This is a genomic window from Empedobacter brevis (genome assembly GCF_965118635.1).
GTDB classification, from domain to species: domain Bacteria; phylum Bacteroidota; class Bacteroidia; order Flavobacteriales; family Weeksellaceae; genus Empedobacter; species Empedobacter brevis_A.
This window is the reverse complement of sequence record NZ_CBCPHV010000006.1, coordinates 227,154-246,815: the sequence shown is the minus strand read 5'-3', so window position 1 is coordinate 246,815 and position 19,662 is coordinate 227,154. Positions and strand designations below refer to the sequence as shown.

Below are 19,662 nucleotides of genomic sequence, written 5' to 3'. Positions count from 1 at the left end.
GTTACAATTGAGTTTAAGATTGCTCTATAATTTAATTGAGAAAAATATTTTTATAATTATTTTTCAATAATTTTTGAAAGTTTAGAAAATTATATATATTTGTAGAAATAATATTTGCAATGAAATTAGAAGAATCAAAAGAAAAATTTGTTCAAACTTGGGGAACTTTTGCTGTTAACTGGGGAATAAATCGTACCATGGCACAAGTTCATGCATTATTATTGACGTACAACGAACCTATCTCAACAGATGAAGTAATGGAAAAATTACAGATTTCGAGAGGAAATGCAAACATGAATTTGCGTGCTTTGATCGATTGGGGAATTGTAAAAAAAGAATTTATAAAAGGAGAACGTAAAGAATATTTTGTTGCCGATAAAGATGCTTGGTATTTATTCAAGCAAATTACAAAAGAGCGTAGAAAGCGTGAAATAGAGCCGGTAATTGATTTTTTAGATACATTAAAAAATATTGATGATACATCTGATGACGCAAAAGAATTTGCAAAATTATTACAAGATTTGTCTTCAGTTTCGACAAAAATCAATAATATAATGGACCTTGCAATCAAATCTGATGAGCACTGGTTGGTAGGAAAAATAACGAATTTGATGAAATAATCAATTCGTATTTTTTTAAACTATAAGTTTCAAAATTTATTGAAAATTCAATATGTATAATATAATTTCATATCTCATTTATCTCATTATAACTTTCTATATTACCATTTTTGTTGGTTGGAAAGTGTATAAGATTGGTTTTATATATTTGACAAATTTAATTGACAATCATTCTGTTTGTCAATCAATTAACAACCTTTTATTGATTGGATATTATTTAGTCAATCTAGGTTTTTCAGCAATTAGTTTGCAAAACTGGGAAAAAGTTGATTCAATTACAATCATGTTTTCCTCTTTATCTTATAAAATTGGATTTATATTATTCATCCTCGGAATATTACATTTTATCAATTTATCAATTATTTACATCGTAAGAAAAAACAAAATAATAAACTCTTAAACACAACAAATTATGACAAATTACAACCTAATTGCATATTTGGTTTATTTACCAGTAGCAATACTCATGACAATCGCAGTTTCTAACGTTTTATTCAAAAATGGAAAAATATTTATGTACGATATTTTTCATCAAAAACAAGATATTGCAAATGCAACAAATTCCTTATTCAAAATAGGTTTTTATCTTTTAAATATTGGTTTCGCCATGCTAATTGTTTACATGACATCAATCGCAACAACAGAAGATTTAATTGTGAGATTAAGCACTAAAATTGGCGGTTTCGCAATTTATCTGGGAATAATGTTAATGATTAATCTCTTCTTATTTATGAAAGGAAGAAGACGTTCGTTACAACAACAATACTTAAGAAACTTAGAAGCTTAATAAAAAACTCCCAAAACAATTGTTTTGGGAGTTTTTTATTAATTTATATATATCTAAACGGGATCTACATCGATATCAATCCGAACCGAACGAAAAGCTGCAATTGTATGCAATTGATCTATTTTTGATTGAATTAAATCTTTTACTTTTTGTGGTGATTGATTTGGTCTTATTTTTATCATTACATCTGTAATATACAAATTATTGATTCGTCCAATAGATGGTGCTTCTGGTCCTAATAAACATTTTTCATCGAAACTTGCTTTAAGTAAAACAACCAATTGAGCCGCTGTTTTATCTAAACGTTCTTTATTTTTATGTTTGAAACGTAACTTAATTAATCGAGAATATGGCGGATAAAGGAATTCTTTGCGTTCGTACAAAATATCCTTCATCGTTGGTGCATAACTGTAAGTTGTGACATTTTGCAAAATTTGATGTTCTGGTTGAAAAGATTGAATCAATACTTTTCCTTGTTCTTGACGTCGACCTGCTCTACCTGCAACTTGTGTTAACAATTGAAAAGCTTTTTCGTGCGCTCTAAAATCAGGAAAATTCAATAAAGAATCTGCACGAATAACTCCAACAAAATTTACATTTCCGAAATCGAAACCTTTTGTAATCATTTGTGTTCCGATTAAAATATCGATTTCTTTATTCTCAAAATCTTCAATTAGTTTTTCATAAGCAAACTTTCCCCTCATCGAATCTACATCCATTCTTCTGACTTTTGCTTCAGGAAAAATTGTTTGAATTTGTTGTTCTATTTGCTCCGTTCCCAATCCCTTTGTATTCAACTCGTGCGAACCACAACTTGGACAACGCAAAGGTTTTGCTTGTGCATAACCACAATAATGACATTTTAATTGATTCGAGAATTTATGATACGTTAAACTCACATCACAATTTGGACATTCTGGTGTATGTCCGCATGTATTACATTCCATAATTGGTGCATATCCACGACGATTCTGGAATAAAATAACTTGTTTCTTTTGATGCAATTGATTAAAAATTTCATCTCGAAGTGTATACGAAATATCTTCTGTAATTTCTTTTTCTTTTTGTGCTTTTTTAAGATCAACCAAATTAATTTCAGGCAATTTTATATTCCCAAAACGTTCAGTTAATTCGACATAACCATATTTTTTATTCTTCGCATTAAAATAACTTTCAGCCGAAGGCGTTGCAGAACCCAATAAAACCTTCGCATTCATCATTCCACCAAGCAACATTGCCATATCGCGCGCATGAAAAAATGGTTTTACATCCATTTGTTTATAAGACGATTCGTGCTCTTCATCAACGATAATCAATCCCAGATTATCAAATGGTAAATACAACGCTGTTCGTGGACCAATGATAATATCAAAATCTCCATTCAATGTTTTTTGCCACAATTCGACACGTTCATTTTGATTAAACTTGGAATGATAAACACCAACTTTTTCTCCAAAATGCTTCTTGATTCGATGAACAATTTGCGTTGTTACAGAAATTTCTGGCAATAAATACAAAACTTTGTTTCCTTTTGCAATTACTTGTTCCATCAATTTTAAATAAATTTCTGTCTTTCCACTTGATGTTACACCATGCAATAAAACTGTTGACTTTTCTTTAAAATCTTCTTTAATTTGATTTAACGCAGCAGTTTGTTTTAATGTTAATTCTGAAATTTTAGTTACATCTTTTTCATTTTCCTCAACACGAGAAGTTTGATGTTGATAAATTTCCACAGCTCCTTTTTCAGCTAAAGATTTTAGAACCGCATTTGTTGCACCTTGTTTTACAAAATCTGCCACTTTGAGCGGTTTTTCTTGTAATTGCGTTTCTAACGTAATCAACTGCAATAACGTTTCGCGTTGTTTTGGTGCTTTATTTAATTGATTCAGAATTTCGATAAAAGCTGTTTCATTTCCTTTTAAATTTGGATGTAATCGAACATAATTATCAATTTTTGGCGTATATTTTTCATTTAGTTTTTCATCTAACCGAATAATTCCTTTATCAATTAATAATTTAAGCGTTGGAATTGCTGATTTTTCATCCACGATTAAAGCAGCTTCTTCAACCGAAATAATCTCGCGCAATTTCAAAGCTTCAAAAACTAAAAACTCATAATCATTTAATTCTTCAATTGTATCGTAATTTGGATTAATTAATCGAACAAAAGTTTGAGATTCTAATTTTAATGCAGAAGGAAACGCATTTCGAAAAACATCGCCCAACGAACACATATAATAATTTGCCATCCATTCCCAAAAATTAATTTGCGTTTGGGTTACCAAAGGTTCATCGTCCAAAAAAGCATGAATTGCTTTTGTTTTATATAATTCTGGCTGATTTTGATGAATAGAATGTACAATTCCTGTGTACAATTTTTGTGTTCCGAAAGGTACAGAAACGCGCTGACCAACTTTTATTTGCTGCAAATCGATTTCAGAAAGATGATACGTAAACGTTCCATTCAACGAAAGTGGTAAAATAATTTCGGCAAAATAATTGGTTGTCATTCTATATGATTAAAAAGGCAAGTTAAGCATTTTTTTGAGTTATAAAATGAAGATTCTACTTGCATAAACTTTCACAAATTATTAATATTTCATTTTCAAATAGTTTCAAGAATTAATTCTAATTTTAAGAGAATTCAAAAAACTATCATTATGCTACATCATATTTGGAATCAAATTTCAGAATCAGATAAATCAATTGTAAAAATTATTTTCAGAAATGATGATACCCGTGTAGTTGCTTTTGGATTGAAAAAAGGTTTGAAATTAATCGATCATCAATTACCTGTAAATGCAAAAATATTAATCTTGAAAGGTGAAATTGAAATCGATTCGAAAATAGAAATTGTTAATTTAAAGGAATTCGACGATTATGTTCTTCCGCCAAAAGTTATCCATCAAGTTACTGCTCTTGAAGATTCGATGATGTTAGTTATTTTAAACTTTTATAAAAAAGGATTTTAATATTCTATCAAAATAAAAAAAAGCCACTCAAATTGAGCAGCTTTTTGATTGATATAAAAATACGATTATTTCGATTTTTTACGACGTTCTAATTCTTTTTCGATTAAAGATAATTCACGTCCTGTTTGTCCTGCAACAGATGTGTTTTCTTGTGCACGACGAATTAAATAAGGCATTACTTCTTTGATTGGTCCATAAGGCAAATATTTAGCAATATTGTATCCCAAATGTGCCAAGTTGAATGAAATATTATCACTCATTCCGAATAATTGTCCAAACCAGAAATTTGGATTATTCTTTTCAATTCCGTTTTCGTTCATTAATTTAATCAACAATTCACAACTTTCTTCGTTATGAGAACCTGCGAATAAACCAAAACGTTCGTGATGAGTTGTAATAAATTCTAATGCTAAATTGTAATCTCTGTCCGAAGCTTCTTTGTTTGGTTGTATTGGAGATGGATATCCTTCTGCTTGTGCACGTGCACGCTCTTTTTCCATATATGCTCCACGAACAATTTTGTATCCTAAATAATAACCTTCGCGTTCTGCTTTTTCAAACATTTTTTTCAAATAAGCCAAACGATCATGACGATACATCTGCAAAGTATTCCATACTAATGCACGTTTTGTATTGTATTTCATCATCATTTCGTCTGTCAAATCATCTGCAGCATCCTGCATCCATGTTTCTTCAGCATCAACCATGATATTAACATCTAAATCATATCCTTTTTGACAAACAGCTTCGAAACGTTGACGAATATTTGCCCAATGTTTTTCTTCTTCCGCTGTTAAGGTTTGTTTCTTTCCTACTTTTTCGAATAATTCGATACGACCAAATGCTGTTGGTTTAAAAACAACGAATGGAATTGATGGATTTGATTTTGCTAAATCAACTAAGTGCAACATTACATCGCGTACTTCGTCAAATTGTTTTTCCTCTGTCAATCCTTCGATAGAATAATCTAAAATAGAACTTACATGATATTTATACAATTTGTTTGCAACAACAACACCTTGTTCTGCTGTTTCACCTCCTACGAATTGTTTGTAGATTGTTTCACGAATAAGTGGTTTAACAAATGGTAAATCTACCGCAAATGGTAAGTTAAAAAATTTTGTTCCAAATTTTGTCAATGCGGGACTTCCGATCAACTTATATAAGTAATATGCTTTCTTTAAATCTTTATCTGATTTTGATTCGAAAGCAAACTGTGTATTGTCGAATAATGACATCTGCGTTAATTATTTTTTGTGATATAAACGAACACAAATTTATGATTAAAACCTGATTAAATTAAAAAAACCTACAAGAATTTCTTGTAGGTTTTCGATATATTTTAATGATTTCAAATAGTTTTCTATTCTTAACCTTTTTTAGCATATTTGCTTCTAAATTTATCGATACGTCCTGCAGTATCAACCAATTTAGATTTACCTGTGTAAAATGGGTGAGATGTAGAAGAAATCTCCATTTTGATTAATGGATACTCTACTCCGTCAACAACTAATGTATCTTTAGTATCTGCACAAGATTTTGTGATAAATACTTCTTCGTTAGACATATCTTTGAATGCTACTAAACGGTAATTTGTTGGGTGGATATCTTTTTTCATTTTTTAAAATCTTCTTTGTTAACTTAATTGGTGTGCAAAGATAATATTCTTTTAAGAATGTTACAATCAATTTTATTGAAAAAACAGTTAAAATAATACGTTAAACAAATTTAATTTCGAGTGTAATGGGCTTCTTAAAATTAAATCTGCATTTCTTATACACATTTTTCGTGGTGCAAATATAAACATTTTAGTAATTTACACAACTATTTTTAAAAATAATATCATCAAAAAATCGTCAAAAAATTCTACTATTTATCTTTGTATATAAACAATAAATAACGGTATTTGTTGTTTACTTGTTAGTAATGAATTATTAATTCTATGAATGTAAAAACATTGATTGCCGGACTTGGCATCGCTTCGTTGATTGGTTTTCAGTCGTGTCGCGATGATTTTGACTATGATCCTATTTCCTCGGAATTGCGTTATAGCAAAGATACTGTTTCCGTAGATACTGTATATAATTTCTCAAAATCAGAAACATATCTTTTAAAAATTTATAACCCAGAAAATAATGATCGCGTTATTCCAAAAATATATTTAACTCGTGGAGATAAATCTTTTTTCAATATAAATGTTGATGGAAAAGCAGGATCAACCTTTGAAAATGTGCCTATTCGTAAAAAAGACAGTTTATTTATTTTCGTAGAAGTTAATGCAAAAGAAGCTCCTCTTAATCCTTTTTATGATGATGAGATTAATTTTGAAACAACTAATTCTTCTAAAAAAATAAAGTTACTTTCTTGGATTGAAAAAGCAAAAATTCATCCAAAAGATGCTACTATTTCTACAGCGAATTGGAATATTAATGAAGCGCAAGTAATTGATGGAAACTTAACAGTTACAAGTGATTTGACAATTGAAAAAGGAACTAAAGTTTATTTCAAAAAAGGAGCTAGTTTAACCATTGCAAATAATGCTAAACTTACTGTAAATGGCGCTTTGAATGAAGAAGTTAAATTTCGTTCGGCTCGTCATGATAAGAAATATGATTCGATTCCTGATCAATGGAATAAAATAGAATTAGCGCCAAATAGTACATCGAAAATTAATTATGCAAAAATTATTGGAGCTGATACAGGTTTACATGTCAACAATGCTAAATTAGAGATTAGTAATGCTAAAATTGTAAATAATCAATCATATGGAATACTTGCTACAAATGCTACAATTGTTGGTCATAATTTGGTTATGAACAATAGTAATTTAGCGACTTTGGCAATAGAATATGGTGGTTCTTACGAATTTTATCATTCTACTTTTGCAAATTATTTCAATTTTGCAACAACTGCTGGACCAGCTTATTCACTTTTTTTAAGCAATGAAAATAATGATAAAAATGTTTCTGCCTTAACAAAAGCAACTTTCGGAAATTGTATTTTCTATAACGAACGTACACCAAATGCTATTTTGTTGGATAAAAAAGATGGAGCAGCTTTCAATTATTTATTTGATACGAATGTTATTCATAATGCAGATACTTCGACATTAAATGTAACAACAGCTTCTAATTTCTTGGCAAGTATTACACTAGATCCAATGTTTGAAAACACAGCTTATTATGCTAATAAATTGGCTCTAAAAAAGGAATCGTCTGCAAAAGGAAAAGGAAAAATAGATTTTGCTCAACAGTTTCCGTTGGATTATAATGGACAACCGCGAGGAACTTCTCCTACAATTGGAGCATTTCAATAAAAATCAAAAAGGTCAAGTTTTTACTTGACCTTTTTTTAATTTTATTTACTTAACATCACTGATATTTTCCCTTTAAATTCATCTCCTTTAAAATTTATTCTATAAGTTTTATAAGATTCTAAATGAATCGATTCTTTTTTACTCATTTTCCCTCTTGAAACACTACCTATCTGAGTTAATTCTTTTCCTGTTTGATCAACGATTGTAAAATCTAATAAACCATCTTTTTGCTTTACTTCATAATCCAACTGAAATTCTATATCTTGATTTGTTTTTAATAGATAATAAACTTCTCCTTGCATTTTTGCAAAATCTAAAATGATTTGATTGTTGTTTCGTCTTATAATTTTTGAAGCTGAATATACTGTTCCTTCTGTTTTATAAATTCCGTCAAGACTCAAATATTTTGACGCGTTTGTAGATACATTCGAAACGGTTGAGATCGTTATACAAGATTGCATTAAAATCATCATCAAAAACAATAAAATAGTTTTTTTCATAACATCATGGTATTTACTATTTAAGTAGATGCAGATTTTATAAAAAAGTTACAAAAAATTTTAAATTCGATTACTTTTTTCTCTAACCAAAACGCCAACAACACCAAGAATAAGCACCTCATCACTTTCGTGTATTTGAACACAATCTTTGTAATCTGGATTCAGCGCAATCAATTTATTGTTTATTTTATCAAAACGTTTCAATGTATAATCATCGTTGTTTACGGAAACAATAATATCATCATGATGCAATGGAATAAGATCTGTACGAATCACCAAAATATCATTTTTTTGATAAACAGGATACATCGAATCGCCACCAACAACAATTAGAAAAGTAGATTCGGGATGAGTTAAATAACGTTCATCCAAACTTATTTTATCATCTACAAAATCCTCAGCAGGAGAAGGAAATCCTGCGTTTACATGACCAAAATTCGGGATATATCTTTTCTTCCCTTCTGCATCTATCGTAAAGAAATTCAGTTCTTTGTCTAACATTTTTATCGCTCGTTTCATTTTTGAATCTTATTTAATAAACCACTAACAAATCTTTCCATTTAGTTGTATAACAAGGTGATAAATTATTTTGGCGCATTTTCCATGTTTTATTTAAATCTTGTGAAGCTAATTTTATTTTTTCATTCCCAAATTTTTTATTCATCAAATCAATCGCTTTCATCAAATTGGGATGATGACAATTTTCTTCTTCAAAAAGAGATAATTGTTTTTGATCCGACGAAACAATTCCAGAAACGATTACGCCAGCTTTCTTGTATTCGTAGCTTTCTCTGTAAATTTCATTAAAAGCTTTGATAGCAAATTTGGACAATGTAATGCTCGAATTGGATTCGTAAGGCAAATGAATAGAAATTGTGCGATAATATTGAGGTTTATTTTTATCAAATTTATTCGTCTGAATAAATACTGTAATTAAATTACAAGACGAATTTTGTTTACGAAGTTTTTCGGCGCATGAAACCGCAAAAGTAGAAATACGTTCTTTCACATATTCAAAATCGTTGGTATATTCTTCGAAACTACGCGTTGTTGCAATGCTTTTTTTAGCGGAAATTGTATCAAAATCTAATACTGCTTCGCCCAACAAATCTTTCTTCAAACGCAAGCCAACTATCGAAAATTCTTTTCTAATAAATTCATCTTTCAATTGTACAAAATCCAACGCTTTATTGATTCCTATCATTCTTAAACGTCGTGACATTCTTCGTCCAATTCCCCAAACATCTTCTATATTTAGCCATTTTAGAGCTTTATAAATTTGTTCCTGAGTTTTGATTACATAAACGCCTTGATGAACTTCTGGAAATTTTTTTGCTATATGATTTGCTAATTTTGCCAATGATTTTGTTGGTGCAATTCCTACACAAACAGGCAATTTTGTAAACTGATAAATTTTAGATTTAATTTCTAATCCATAATCTTTCAAATCAAAACGTTCAAATCCGTTCAATTTCAAAAAACATTCATCTATCGAATAAATTTCTTGATCTGGTGAATACAATGATAAAATTGACATTACACGATTGCTCATATCTGCATATAATTGATAATTTGATGAGAAAACTTTGATCTTTTTCTGTTCAAAAATTTGTTGAAATTGATGTGCTGGCGCGCCCATAGGAATTCCGGCCAACTTTGCTTCGGCAGAACGCGAAATCACACAACCATCATTATTAGACAAAACAACAATTGGCTGATGAAAAAGCTTCGGTTGAAAAACACGATGACAACTGGCATAAAAATTATTACAATCTATCAATGCAAACATAGTACAAAGTTGAGAAGTTAAAACGCCACATTGTGTCATCGTAAGTGTTAATTTATTTAAAAAAAAATCCACTTTATAAAGTGGATTTTAATATTATTGTATTTTATATTTTTTACGTAAATCTTTTATCACAAGATCTGGTTCATAAACCGTTTGAAATTTAATAGGTTTGTTATTTTTGAAATATTGTACTTTCAGCCACGTATCATTACTATCTAACTTTTTATAACTATTACTTTTTTCCAAAACTTTATCGTTCACAGTACTCAAAACAGCAAAGTAATCAAAGTTATTTCTCTGACCAATTTCTGCAGCTCTTAACAAAGCATAATCAAACGTTTTATTTTTTTTATTGTGTTCGTTTCCATCAAAGCTAATAATATAAGTATTATTATTCACTTTTTGTTCAGTATAACCTCCTGCTCCATTGTCTTTTTGGTATGAAACTGCTTTACTATTTTGACAACTTGCCAAAGCGAAAACAAAAGCAACAGCACATAAAATTTGAGTTATTTTTTTCATATCTTTCTAATTGATTGTTTTGCTTTAACAAAAGTTATTCCTTTTAAGCTATATTTTTAAAAATTCTAAACATTTTCTTAACAAATTATATTCGAATGAAATCTTTATTCTTTAATATTTTTGATTAATAAAGTGTTTTTAAGCGATTTAAAATTTATTCAAACACTATATATTTAACATTCTGTTAACTCATTGATTCTAATAAAAATCATTTAAGTTTTAATGCTTTATCTGATAAACTCTCCTATTTTTGTAACTCAATTATAAGTAATGAGTAAATTAGAAAAATATCTATTTTCTACCAGAACCATGACGGTCTTGCTATTCATCTACGCAATCGCCATGGGTTATGCCACTTTCATTGAAAATGACTACGACACGGCTACTGCAAAAGCTGTTATTTACGAGGCAAAGTGGTTTGAGGTATTAATGATTTGGTTGATTGTTTTGTTCTTAATGAACATTAAACGTTATCGATTATGGTCAAAGGAAAAGTTACCTTTATTGGTTTTCCATTTAGCATTTTTGTTTATTTTTATTGGAGGAGGAATTACTCGCTACATTAGTTTCGAGGGAGAAATGCCAATCCCAGAAGGAGGAACAAGTAACGAAATCACTTCGTACAAATCTTATTTTAAAATGATGGTTGATGATGGTACACAGCGTTTAGCGTATGATAATCATCAATACAACATGACGTATTTTGATAGAAAGGACAGTACAAGTTCTTTATTTCATAGACATTTCGAAGGCGAATATCAATTCAAAGATAAAGTTATTAAACTAAAAACTTTTGATTTTATCCCACATGCTTTAGATACTGTTGTAAGAAAAAAACAAGGAATAAATGTTTTAGAAATTGTTACAGTTGGACAAGCTGGACGTAATTCTGTTTTTATCAGAAATGGTGAAATAAAAAGTGTGAATGGAACACTTGTTTCTTACAATAGACCACAAGATGGTGCTGTACAGATTACTGGAGAAGGAGAAAATTTGGTTATCAAATCACCTTTCGAAGGAGAATATATACAAATGGCTGGACAACAAGTTGGACAAATTACAGACATGCAAAAATTGCAAGAAGGTGCTGGAAAAGTTGAATTTAATGTTCCTACTCCATTAAAATTACGTTCGTTATATACAATAAATGGAGCGCAATTTGTGGTTCCAAATCCTGCTTTCAAAGGAGAAGTTTTATATCGCCAAGGTTCTAAATTTAAAGCTGAAGAGAAAAATCTTCCTGGTGCAATTAGAGCTGAAGTTATTGTTGGCGATAAACGCGATACAGTAACAATTGTTGGAGGAAAAGGTGTTACTAATTATTCTGCTGATGTACAAATTGACGGAATGAATATTTCATTGGGATATGGTTCTAAATTAGTAAAAGTTCCATTTAGCATTCGTTTAGATGACTTTATTTTAGATCGTTATCCTGGTTCTACAAATCCTTCTTCTTTCGAATCTAACATTACAGTTATCGACGAAGGAAAAGAAACAAAACATCACATTTATATGAACAATGTAATGGATTATAAAGGTTACCGTTTTTTCCAATCGAGTTATTTCCCAACAGAAGACGGAACTATTTTACAAGTAAACCAAGATTGGTGGGGAACTAATATCACTTATTTAGGTTATTTCTTATTATTTGGAGGAATGTTTGTTTCATTGTTCTGGAAAGGAACTCGTTTTACACAACTAAACTCTTTACTAAAAAGTTTACATACAAAAAAGGTAAATATCTTACTTCCATTATTTTTACTTTCTGGGTTAGCATTTGCTCAAAGCCCAAGTACGACAGATGGTGGTAAAAGTGGACATCAAAAAATCCAAACCGATTCAGAAAAAGGCAAGATTCATTCATCAGAACACATTGGCAGTTTTTCTACAAAAATGGCTGATGGAGATGAATTAGCTAAGAATATAAAAATTCCGGATGAGCATGCAGACAAATTTGGTCACTTGCTTACACAAGATATCGAAGGACGTATAAAACCTATTAATACGCAAGCATTAGAAATCCTTAGAAAAGTTTATAAAAAAGATAAATTCCATGGATTATCTGCAAATAAATGGTTTATTTCTTTACAATTAGATCCTGCTTATTGGGTGAATGCTCCAATGATTGAAGTTGGTGAAAAAGGTGGTGATCGATTAAAGAAAATTACAAGTGCAAATGAAGATGGTTACACATCTTTAATGAATTTGATTGATCCAAAAACAACTCGTTTCAAATTAGATAAAGCCTATAACGAAGCTTTCTCTAGAAAACCTTCTGAACGTTCTAAATTTGATGAAGAAGTTATAAAAGTTACTGAACGTTTCAATATTTTAGATCAAACAGCAAAAGGATATCAATTAAAAATAATTCCTGTTCAAAATGATCCTTCGGAGCGTTGGACTTCTTGGATTTATCAAACACAAGAAAATCCTGTAGAAATAGATACAATGGCACTTGGAATGATTAGTGTTTATTTTAACATGGTTTCGAAAGGATTAGAAAATGGTGATTGGACACCTGCTGATAATGCAGTAGATTATATTGATAAGTACCAACAAAAATGGGGTAAAAATGTTGTGCCTTCTCCAACAAAAGTTGAAGTTGAAGTTTTGTACAACAAATACAATGTTTTCTTTTGGGTAATGATTGCATATTGTATGGTTGGTGGAGTTTTAATGATTTTATCATTCATTCAATTATTCTCAGAAAGCAAAATCCTACATCGTATTATCAATATTTGTTTGGGATTAATATTTATTGTCTTTATCCTACAAGCTGTAGGACTTGGAGTTCGTTGGTATTTAACAGGACATGCGCCTTGGTCTAACGGTTACGAAGCTATTGTGTTCATTTCATGGATTAGTGTTTTAGCTGGATTATTATTATATAAAAACCGAAATGCTTTTATTCCAACAACAGGAGCTATGGTTGCTGTAATTATGATGGGATTCGCACACGGAGGTTCTATGTTAGATCCACAAATTACACCATTAGTACCAGTACTAAAATCATATTGGTTAATCGTACACGTTGCGATTATCGTTTCGTCTTATGGATTCTTTGGATTAAGTGCTATTTTAGGCGTTTTCTCTTTAATTATCATGCTGATTAAGCCAAATAAAAAGATTGAAATTTCATTGAAAGAAATGACCTATGTTGCTGAAATGTCTTTAACAATTGGTATTTATTTACTAACTGTCGGAACATTCTTAGGTGGTATGTGGGCAAATGAATCTTGGGGACGTTATTGGTCTTGGGATCCAAAGGAAACTTGGGCTTTCGTTTCTGTAATTGTTTATGCTGTGGTTTTACACATGCGTTTAGTTCCAGGATTAAGAGGAATATTTGCATTCAATGTTGCTGCAATGTGGGCTGTTTGGACAGTAATTATGACATATTTTGGTGTTAACTATTACTTATCTGGATTACACTCATACGCTGCCGGAGATCCAATTCCAATTCCTTTTTGGGTTCCTGCTACAGCAGTTGCAATGTTAATCTTATCTGTTGCTGCGTGGTATTTACAGAACAAAGTTTATCATGTAAAAAATAAAGTAGAATAATAAAATTTAAATATAGAAAAGCTCCAAACATTGTTTGGAGCTTTTTTGATTCTATTTATTTCCAATTGTTCGATTAAATTAATAAACATTGTGTTTATATTTAATAATTAACATAAAATAATACAGACCGGTTTGTCTATTTAATTTTAATTGCATAGATTTGTTAAACAAAAAGAATAATGAGCTCTCCGAAAGAAAGAATATTGAAAACTACTTCAGAATTATTCCACCAACAAGGATATAATAGTACAGGTATCAATCAAATTATAAGTGAAGCAAAAGTTGCGAAAGCTAGTTTTTATCAGCATTTTAAATCAAAAGATAATCTATGTATTGAATTTTTAAATAATCGTCATGATTTTTGGTTTAGTGAATTATCAAATTTTATTTTAAAACAAGATAATTCAAAACAAAAAATTCTAGCTGCTTTTGATTTTATTATTTATATGAATGAAAAAGAAAATTATAGGGGATGTAGTTTTCTGAATATTTTATCTGAAATATCGAAAGAACAAGAAGCAATTTTAAAAGTAATTCAAGATCATAAAAATGATCTAAGAATTTTTTTTTCAGATTTAATAAAAGATAAACTTATAGCAACCCATGTATATCTTTTATTCGAAAGTTCAACTATAGAAAGTCAATTATTCAAATCAAATGAGATTGTAAATCAATCAAAACAAATTATAAATAATCTAATCTAATTAATATGGAACAAAAACTGCCTCTTCCACCATTCACATTGGAAACTGCACATCAAAAAATACAAATAGCAGAAGAAGCATGGAATTCTAAAGATCCCGAAAAAATAGCCTTAGCATATTCATTGAATAGTGAGTGGCGAAATCGAAATTTATTTATAAATGGTCGAGAAGAAATTATAGCTTTTTTGACAAAAAAATGGAAAAAAGAACTAAATTATAAACTAAAAAAAACATATTGGGCACATTATGAAAATAGAATTTCTGTTCGTTTTGAATATGAATTTCAAGATAAAAATGGGAAATGGTTTCGTGCTTATGGGAACGAAAATTGGGAGTTTGATGAAAATGGTCTAATGACAAAACGATTTGCAAGCATAAATGATCTTGAAATTGAAGAAAGTGAAAGATATTTATAGAACTAAAAAAGCAACTCCATTACAGAGTTGCCTTTTCTTAAAAAATATTTAAAAAGAATTGTTTCTATTTAAAATCAGCATCAGTTACATTTTTGTTTACTTCTACTGAATCAATTGTTATTTTAGCTGTTTGAGGTCCAGCTTCTGTCAAAATTTCTGCTGCCATTAAAATACCATCAAATGTTTTATAAACTTTGTTAGTCGTTGTAGCGACAACTTCTCCTTGAGGAGTTTTCATCTTTTGCTCAGATTTATTTAACAATCCTGTTTTCACATCATAAAAATCTGTACGAGAAATATCTGCTGCAACAACTTTATAATAATCAACTCCGTTTTCAGAAACTATTCCTTCTACTTTTGCCGTTTTATATCCTTCTGATAATGGTGCAAAAAGTGAATTCGTTTTCTTTAAAGGCGCAGTCATTTCTTCTGGTAAATCGATTTTCTGTCCTAAGTTGTAAAAACCTTTTTCACCGTCAAAAGATTGAATAATATTCATTCCACCGATATTCATGATTGTAACAGATTTATTTGGCGATGCATCTTTTTTTGTATAAGCTCCTGACATTCCCATTGTTTCAATTTTTCCTTTTTGAACAATTGATTTCACAGCTTTCACTTTATCAGCACCTCCAATCGCTTTGAAATAATTATCGGTAATTTGAGCAACAGTCATGTTTGTCGCTTTTGCTTCAGAAATTGGTTTGTCTATTTTATTACCATAAGAATCGTAATAATTAACAGGATAACCTAACTTTTCTAAAGCGGGAGCTATTTGTTCTAATTTTCCTGTTACATTAATTTTTGCTTGATCTGGACGGAAATATTTTTTAGAAACTCGTAATACATCATCAACTGTTACTGCATTTATATTCTTGATATAATCAGCATAAAAATTATCCGATAATTGATTTGTTTTTTTCGTTAAAGCCTGACTCGCAACTGTTGAAGGGCTTTCTAATGTCAAAATAAAGTTTCCTAAGAATTTTGCTTTAACATCATCCAACATTTTTTGGTCGATTTTATTTAGCGTCATTCCTTTTATTTCTTTCATCGTTTCTACGATAGCAGAATCTGTCACTTCGTTACGAACTGTAGCATTTGTACTGAAACGACCGATGTAACGCGAATCAGAAACTCCTCCACGAGCACCATATGTCCAACCATGAGCTTCGCGAAGATTCATATTTAATTTAGAATTGAAATCTCCTCCTAAAATAGAAGACGCAATTAAAGCTGCATAATAATCAGGATCTTTTTTTGTTAAATGAACTGGATAAGAAACAGACACAACAGATTGAACTGCATTCGACATGTTAATCGCATTTAGTTCTGTTTTTGTTACTTCTTCTACTTTTGGAAAAGCTGGAATATTTAGTTTTCCTGTTTGCCAAGAATTGAAGTTCTTTTCAGCCAATGCTTTTACTTCTTTTGTCGAAATATCTCCAACGACAATTAAATAAGCATTATTTGGTTTGTAATACGTTGTATAATAATCTTTCACATCTTGTAATGTGATTTTCTCGATTTGTTCTGGTGTATCAAATTCTGAGAAAGGATTATCTTTTCCATAAACCAAAATATTAGAAACACGAGATGCTGCACTTTCTACAGATTTTTCATTGGCTTTCAAACCTTCGATGTAACGTTTTTTTACATCAGCGAATTCTTTTTCTGTAAAATTAGGATTTATAGCGCCATCTGCCATATAACCAAATATTTCCTTGAAGTATTTAGTTAAAGAACTTGCTGAAGCGCCTTCTTCCCAAAAGTTAACACGAGCTCCTAAAAACTCAACTCTTTTATTGAATTCGTCTTTCGATTTCGTTGTTGTTCCAGTTCCTAACATTTCGCTTAATAAAGATTCAGCACCTTTTTTTGCACCTAAAGCGAATGGAGGATTATCTATTGTTAAAGTTGCAGAAACACGAGGTAATTTGTGATTTTCGACTACGATAACTGTTAAGCCATTTTTTAGTTTGAATTCGTTTGGTTTTCCTAAATTAACCGTTGGTGCTGGACCTGGTTTTGGCATAGGAATTTTAACTTGAGCATTTAAGCTAACTGCCATAAAAGCAATCGCAAGAGATAATATCTTTGTTTTCATAATTCAGTCGTTTTTTATTTTGCAGCTTTTTTAGATTCTGGTAAATAGTGAATAATTACACGTTGGTTTTTGTTTAAATACTTTTTGGCAACGTTTCTAATATCTTCTCTCGATACCGATTGATAGATTTTCAATTCTTCGTTGATTTTGTTCGTATCTCCTCCCAACATATAAGCATCTGCTAAAGCATGTGCTATATTCTGAACGCCTGATTTTGAAGCTACAAAACTATTTTCAATTCCATTTAAGATTTTTTGGTAATCTTCCTCTGAAATTAAATCTGTTTGTACCTTTTCTATATCTTGTTGTAACTCATTTTCTAATTTATCAAAAGAAACATCTCCTTGTGGCAAAATTCCGATTGAGTAAATTCCGTAATCTTCCATTTGACGATTGAAAGCAAAAATTTGTAATGCTTCTTTCTTCTCATCAACATATTTTTTATATAAAATTGACGATTTCCCTCCTGTTAAATAACTTGATAACATTTCTAATGCATAAGCATCTTTCGACTTATTATCTGGAGTACGATAATTAATGGCCAATAATGGAATTTGAATATTTGCATCGTATTCTGTTGCACGAACTTCAGAAGTAATAGGATCTTCTTTAATCACTGTTTTTACAACATCTTTTCCTCTTGGAATTACTCCAAAATATTTCTCAATTAATTTCTTTGCTTCTTCCTTTTTAAAATCTCCTGCAACAACTAATACTGCATTATTCGGAACATAATAAGTTTGACTAAAATGTTTAAAATCGTCTAATTTTGCATTACTCAAATCTTCGAAAGAACCAATTACACTCCAACGATAACCACTTTTCTTGAAAACATGCGGATTAACTGCTTCACCATAAGAAAATTTACCATAAGGTTGATTATCCAAACGAGAACGTTTTTCTTCTTTTACAACTTCTTTCTGTGTATCAACTCCAATTTGATTAATAATCGGTTGACGTAAACGATCTGATTCCATCCATAATCCCAATTCTAAATTATTTGATGGAAAAGTTTCGTAATAGTACGTTCTATCAGTTGTGGTATTTGCATTGTTAGAACCTCCATTAGAAGATACAATCTTGAACCATTCTCCTCGTTTGATATTTTCTGTTCCTTCGAACAATAAATGCTCAAAGAAATGTGCAAAACCTGTTTTCCCTACTTGTTCGTCTTTCGAACCTACGTGATACATAACACCTGTTGTTACAACTGGTGCAGAATTATCTTGATGAAGGATAACATGCAATCCGTTTGGTAGAGTATACTCATCAAATTTTATTTGCTGACCAAATAACGCTGATCCAGCAAATAAGATAGACATAAAAATTTTCTTCATTTAGTAGTTTTTTATCTTTTATTGTGCTTATGTAACATTAGTAGCATATTTTATAAAAAAGTTACAACAAATTTGCAGAATAAATAAAAAAATGAAATAATAACACGTCTATTGGTTTAGTAGGCATTTGTATTAATTTACAACAATATTTCATAATATTTTCTATAGAAATGTTATTCTATTTAATATAGATTTGTAAAAATCGAGAGAAAAAAATGGATTTTATAGAGTTTTTTGGTTTTGTAGGCGCTTTTTTCATCGGACTTATTATGGGAGTTCTTGGTGGTGGAGGTTCTATATTAGCTGTTCCTATCTTGGCATATATTTTTCATTTCGACGAAAAAATTGCAACAGCTTATTCATTGTGCATTGTAGGATCTACAGGGTTAATTGGAGGAATAAAACAAGCAACTCAAAATATGGTTGATTGGAAAATTGTTTCGCAATTTGGTTTTCCTGCCGTTATTGGAATTACATTAGTACGTGCTTTTCTAATTCCTGCATTACCAAGTGATCTATTTGCTATAGGCGATTTTATAGTAACTCGTCGAATGGCAATGTTCGGATTGTTTGCAATACTTATGGTTTTCGCTGCAATTTCTATGTTAAAAGGTAAGAAAGAAGTAGAAATCGTTCAGAAAAATGAAAAGCTTAATCCAGTCTTATTCATTCAAGGTTTCTTAATCGGAGGATTAACAGGAATGGTTGGTGCAGGTGGCGGTTTTTTAATTGTTCCAGCACTTATGATGGTTGCCAAATTAGAAATGAAAAAAGCTTCGGCAACTTCATTAGTTATTATTGCGATTAATTCACTAGTCGGATTTTTTATTGGAGATGCTCTTCATATTAAAATAGATTGGAGTTTTCTAAGTGTTTTTATTGGAATTTCAATGGTCGGAATTCTTGTCGGAACCTATATTAATAAGTTTTTGCCTGTTCAGTTTCTAAAACGAACATTTGCAATATTCATTATCCTGATGGCAATATTTATGTTCATAGAAGAGTTTATAATTCAATAATTAATG

General features: G+C 30.3%; 17 protein-coding genes. 8 read left to right on the top strand and 9 right to left on the bottom strand.

Annotated features, from left to right (window positions below):
- The first annotated feature begins 119 nt into the window (after positions 1–119).
- Positions 120–620 (top strand): GbsR/MarR family transcriptional regulator, encoded by a 501-nt coding sequence (locus ACMHJW_RS10380; RefSeq protein ID WP_413533339.1) that lies wholly within the window; start codon positions 120–122, stop codon positions 618–620.
- Between the two features lie 412 nt (positions 621–1,032).
- Positions 1,033–1,407 (top strand): hypothetical protein, encoded by a 375-nt coding sequence (locus ACMHJW_RS10375; protein WP_413533338.1) that lies wholly within the window; start codon positions 1,033–1,035, stop codon positions 1,405–1,407.
- Between the two features lie 53 nt (positions 1,408–1,460).
- Here ACMHJW_RS10375 and priA read toward each other — a convergent pair whose 3' ends face one another.
- On the bottom strand, positions 1,461–3,920 hold the full coding sequence (priA, locus tag ACMHJW_RS10370; protein WP_413533337.1) for a primosomal protein N': 2,460 nt from the start codon (positions 3,918–3,920) through the stop codon (positions 1,461–1,463).
- 150 nt (positions 3,921–4,070) lie between these two features.
- Here priA and ACMHJW_RS10365 point away from each other — a divergent pair, with 150 nt between their 5' ends.
- Positions 4,071–4,382, top strand: a complete 312-nt coding sequence (locus ACMHJW_RS10365) for a hypothetical protein (protein WP_413533336.1) — start codon at positions 4,071–4,073, stop codon at positions 4,380–4,382.
- A 65-nt stretch (positions 4,383–4,447) separates the two neighbouring features.
- Here the strand turns inward: ACMHJW_RS10365 and ACMHJW_RS10360 are convergent, their stop codons facing one another.
- Positions 4,448–5,620 (bottom strand): proline dehydrogenase family protein, encoded by a 1,173-nt coding sequence (locus ACMHJW_RS10360; protein WP_413533335.1) that lies wholly within the window; start codon positions 5,618–5,620, stop codon positions 4,448–4,450.
- Between the two features lie 131 nt (positions 5,621–5,751).
- Complete coding sequence (locus ACMHJW_RS10355; RefSeq protein WP_135836707.1) at positions 5,752–6,000, bottom strand: type B 50S ribosomal protein L31; 249 nt, start codon at positions 5,998–6,000, stop codon at positions 5,752–5,754.
- Between the two features lie 324 nt (positions 6,001–6,324).
- On the opposite strand from ACMHJW_RS10355, the gene ACMHJW_RS10350 reads away from it, so the two are divergent.
- The gene (locus tag ACMHJW_RS10350; protein WP_413533334.1) at positions 6,325–7,698 is read left to right on the top strand and encodes a hypothetical protein; all 1,374 of its coding nucleotides are present in this window, start codon (positions 6,325–6,327) and stop codon (positions 7,696–7,698) included.
- Positions 7,699–7,739: 41 nt separating this feature from the next.
- Here the strand turns inward: ACMHJW_RS10350 and ACMHJW_RS10345 are convergent, their stop codons facing one another.
- From ACMHJW_RS10345 to ACMHJW_RS10330, 4 genes are read right to left on the bottom strand one after another with little or no spacing between them, the layout of a single operon-like run.
- Positions 7,740–8,198 carry a hypothetical protein gene (locus ACMHJW_RS10345; protein WP_413533333.1) on the bottom strand — a complete coding sequence of 153 codons (459 nt, stop codon included), beginning with the start codon at positions 8,196–8,198 and terminating at the stop codon, positions 7,740–7,742.
- Positions 8,199–8,258: 60 nt separating this feature from the next.
- A complete protein-coding gene (locus tag ACMHJW_RS10340) occupies positions 8,259–8,717 on the bottom strand; it encodes a LexA family protein (RefSeq protein ID WP_413533332.1) in 459 nt (152 codons plus the stop codon).
- Positions 8,718–8,730: 13 nt separating this feature from the next.
- A complete protein-coding gene (locus ACMHJW_RS10335; RefSeq protein ID WP_413533331.1) occupies positions 8,731–10,059 on the bottom strand; it encodes a Y-family DNA polymerase in 1,329 nt (442 codons plus the stop codon).
- A gap of 21 nt (positions 10,060–10,080) precedes the next feature.
- Entirely contained in the window at positions 10,081–10,509 is a 429-nt protein-coding gene (locus ACMHJW_RS10330; protein ID WP_413533330.1) for a CC0125/CC1285 family lipoprotein, read from the bottom strand.
- Between the two features lie 270 nt (positions 10,510–10,779).
- On the opposite strand from ACMHJW_RS10330, the gene ccsA reads away from it, so the two are divergent.
- The 3 genes from ccsA (at position 10,780) to ACMHJW_RS10315 (ending at position 15,193) form a co-directional block, all read left to right on the top strand.
- Entirely contained in the window at positions 10,780–14,073 is a 3,294-nt protein-coding gene (gene ccsA, locus ACMHJW_RS10325) for a cytochrome c biogenesis protein CcsA (protein WP_413533329.1), read from the top strand.
- Between the two features lie 179 nt (positions 14,074–14,252).
- On the top strand, positions 14,253–14,777 hold the full coding sequence (locus tag ACMHJW_RS10320) for a TetR/AcrR family transcriptional regulator (RefSeq protein ID WP_413533328.1): 525 nt from the start codon (positions 14,253–14,255) through the stop codon (positions 14,775–14,777).
- Between the two features lie 5 nt (positions 14,778–14,782).
- On the top strand, positions 14,783–15,193 hold the full coding sequence (locus tag ACMHJW_RS10315) for a DUF1348 family protein (RefSeq protein ID WP_413533327.1): 411 nt from the start codon (positions 14,783–14,785) through the stop codon (positions 15,191–15,193).
- A gap of 64 nt (positions 15,194–15,257) precedes the next feature.
- On the opposite strand, the gene ACMHJW_RS10310 is transcribed toward ACMHJW_RS10315, so the two are convergent.
- Together ACMHJW_RS10310 and ACMHJW_RS10305 are read right to left on the bottom strand one after the other, a co-directional pair.
- Positions 15,258–17,300, bottom strand: a complete 2,043-nt coding sequence (locus ACMHJW_RS10310; protein WP_413533326.1) for a M16 family metallopeptidase — start codon at positions 17,298–17,300, stop codon at positions 15,258–15,260.
- 14 nt (positions 17,301–17,314) lie between these two features.
- Positions 17,315–18,637: a M16 family metallopeptidase gene (locus ACMHJW_RS10305; RefSeq protein WP_413533325.1), complete on the bottom strand. Its 1,323-nt coding sequence runs from the start codon at positions 18,635–18,637 to the stop codon at positions 17,315–17,317.
- A gap of 215 nt (positions 18,638–18,852) precedes the next feature.
- Here ACMHJW_RS10305 and ACMHJW_RS10300 point away from each other — a divergent pair, with 215 nt between their 5' ends.
- Positions 18,853–19,656 (top strand): sulfite exporter TauE/SafE family protein, encoded by an 804-nt coding sequence (locus ACMHJW_RS10300; RefSeq protein ID WP_413533324.1) that lies wholly within the window; start codon positions 18,853–18,855, stop codon positions 19,654–19,656.
- Positions 19,657–19,662 lie beyond the last annotated feature (6 nt).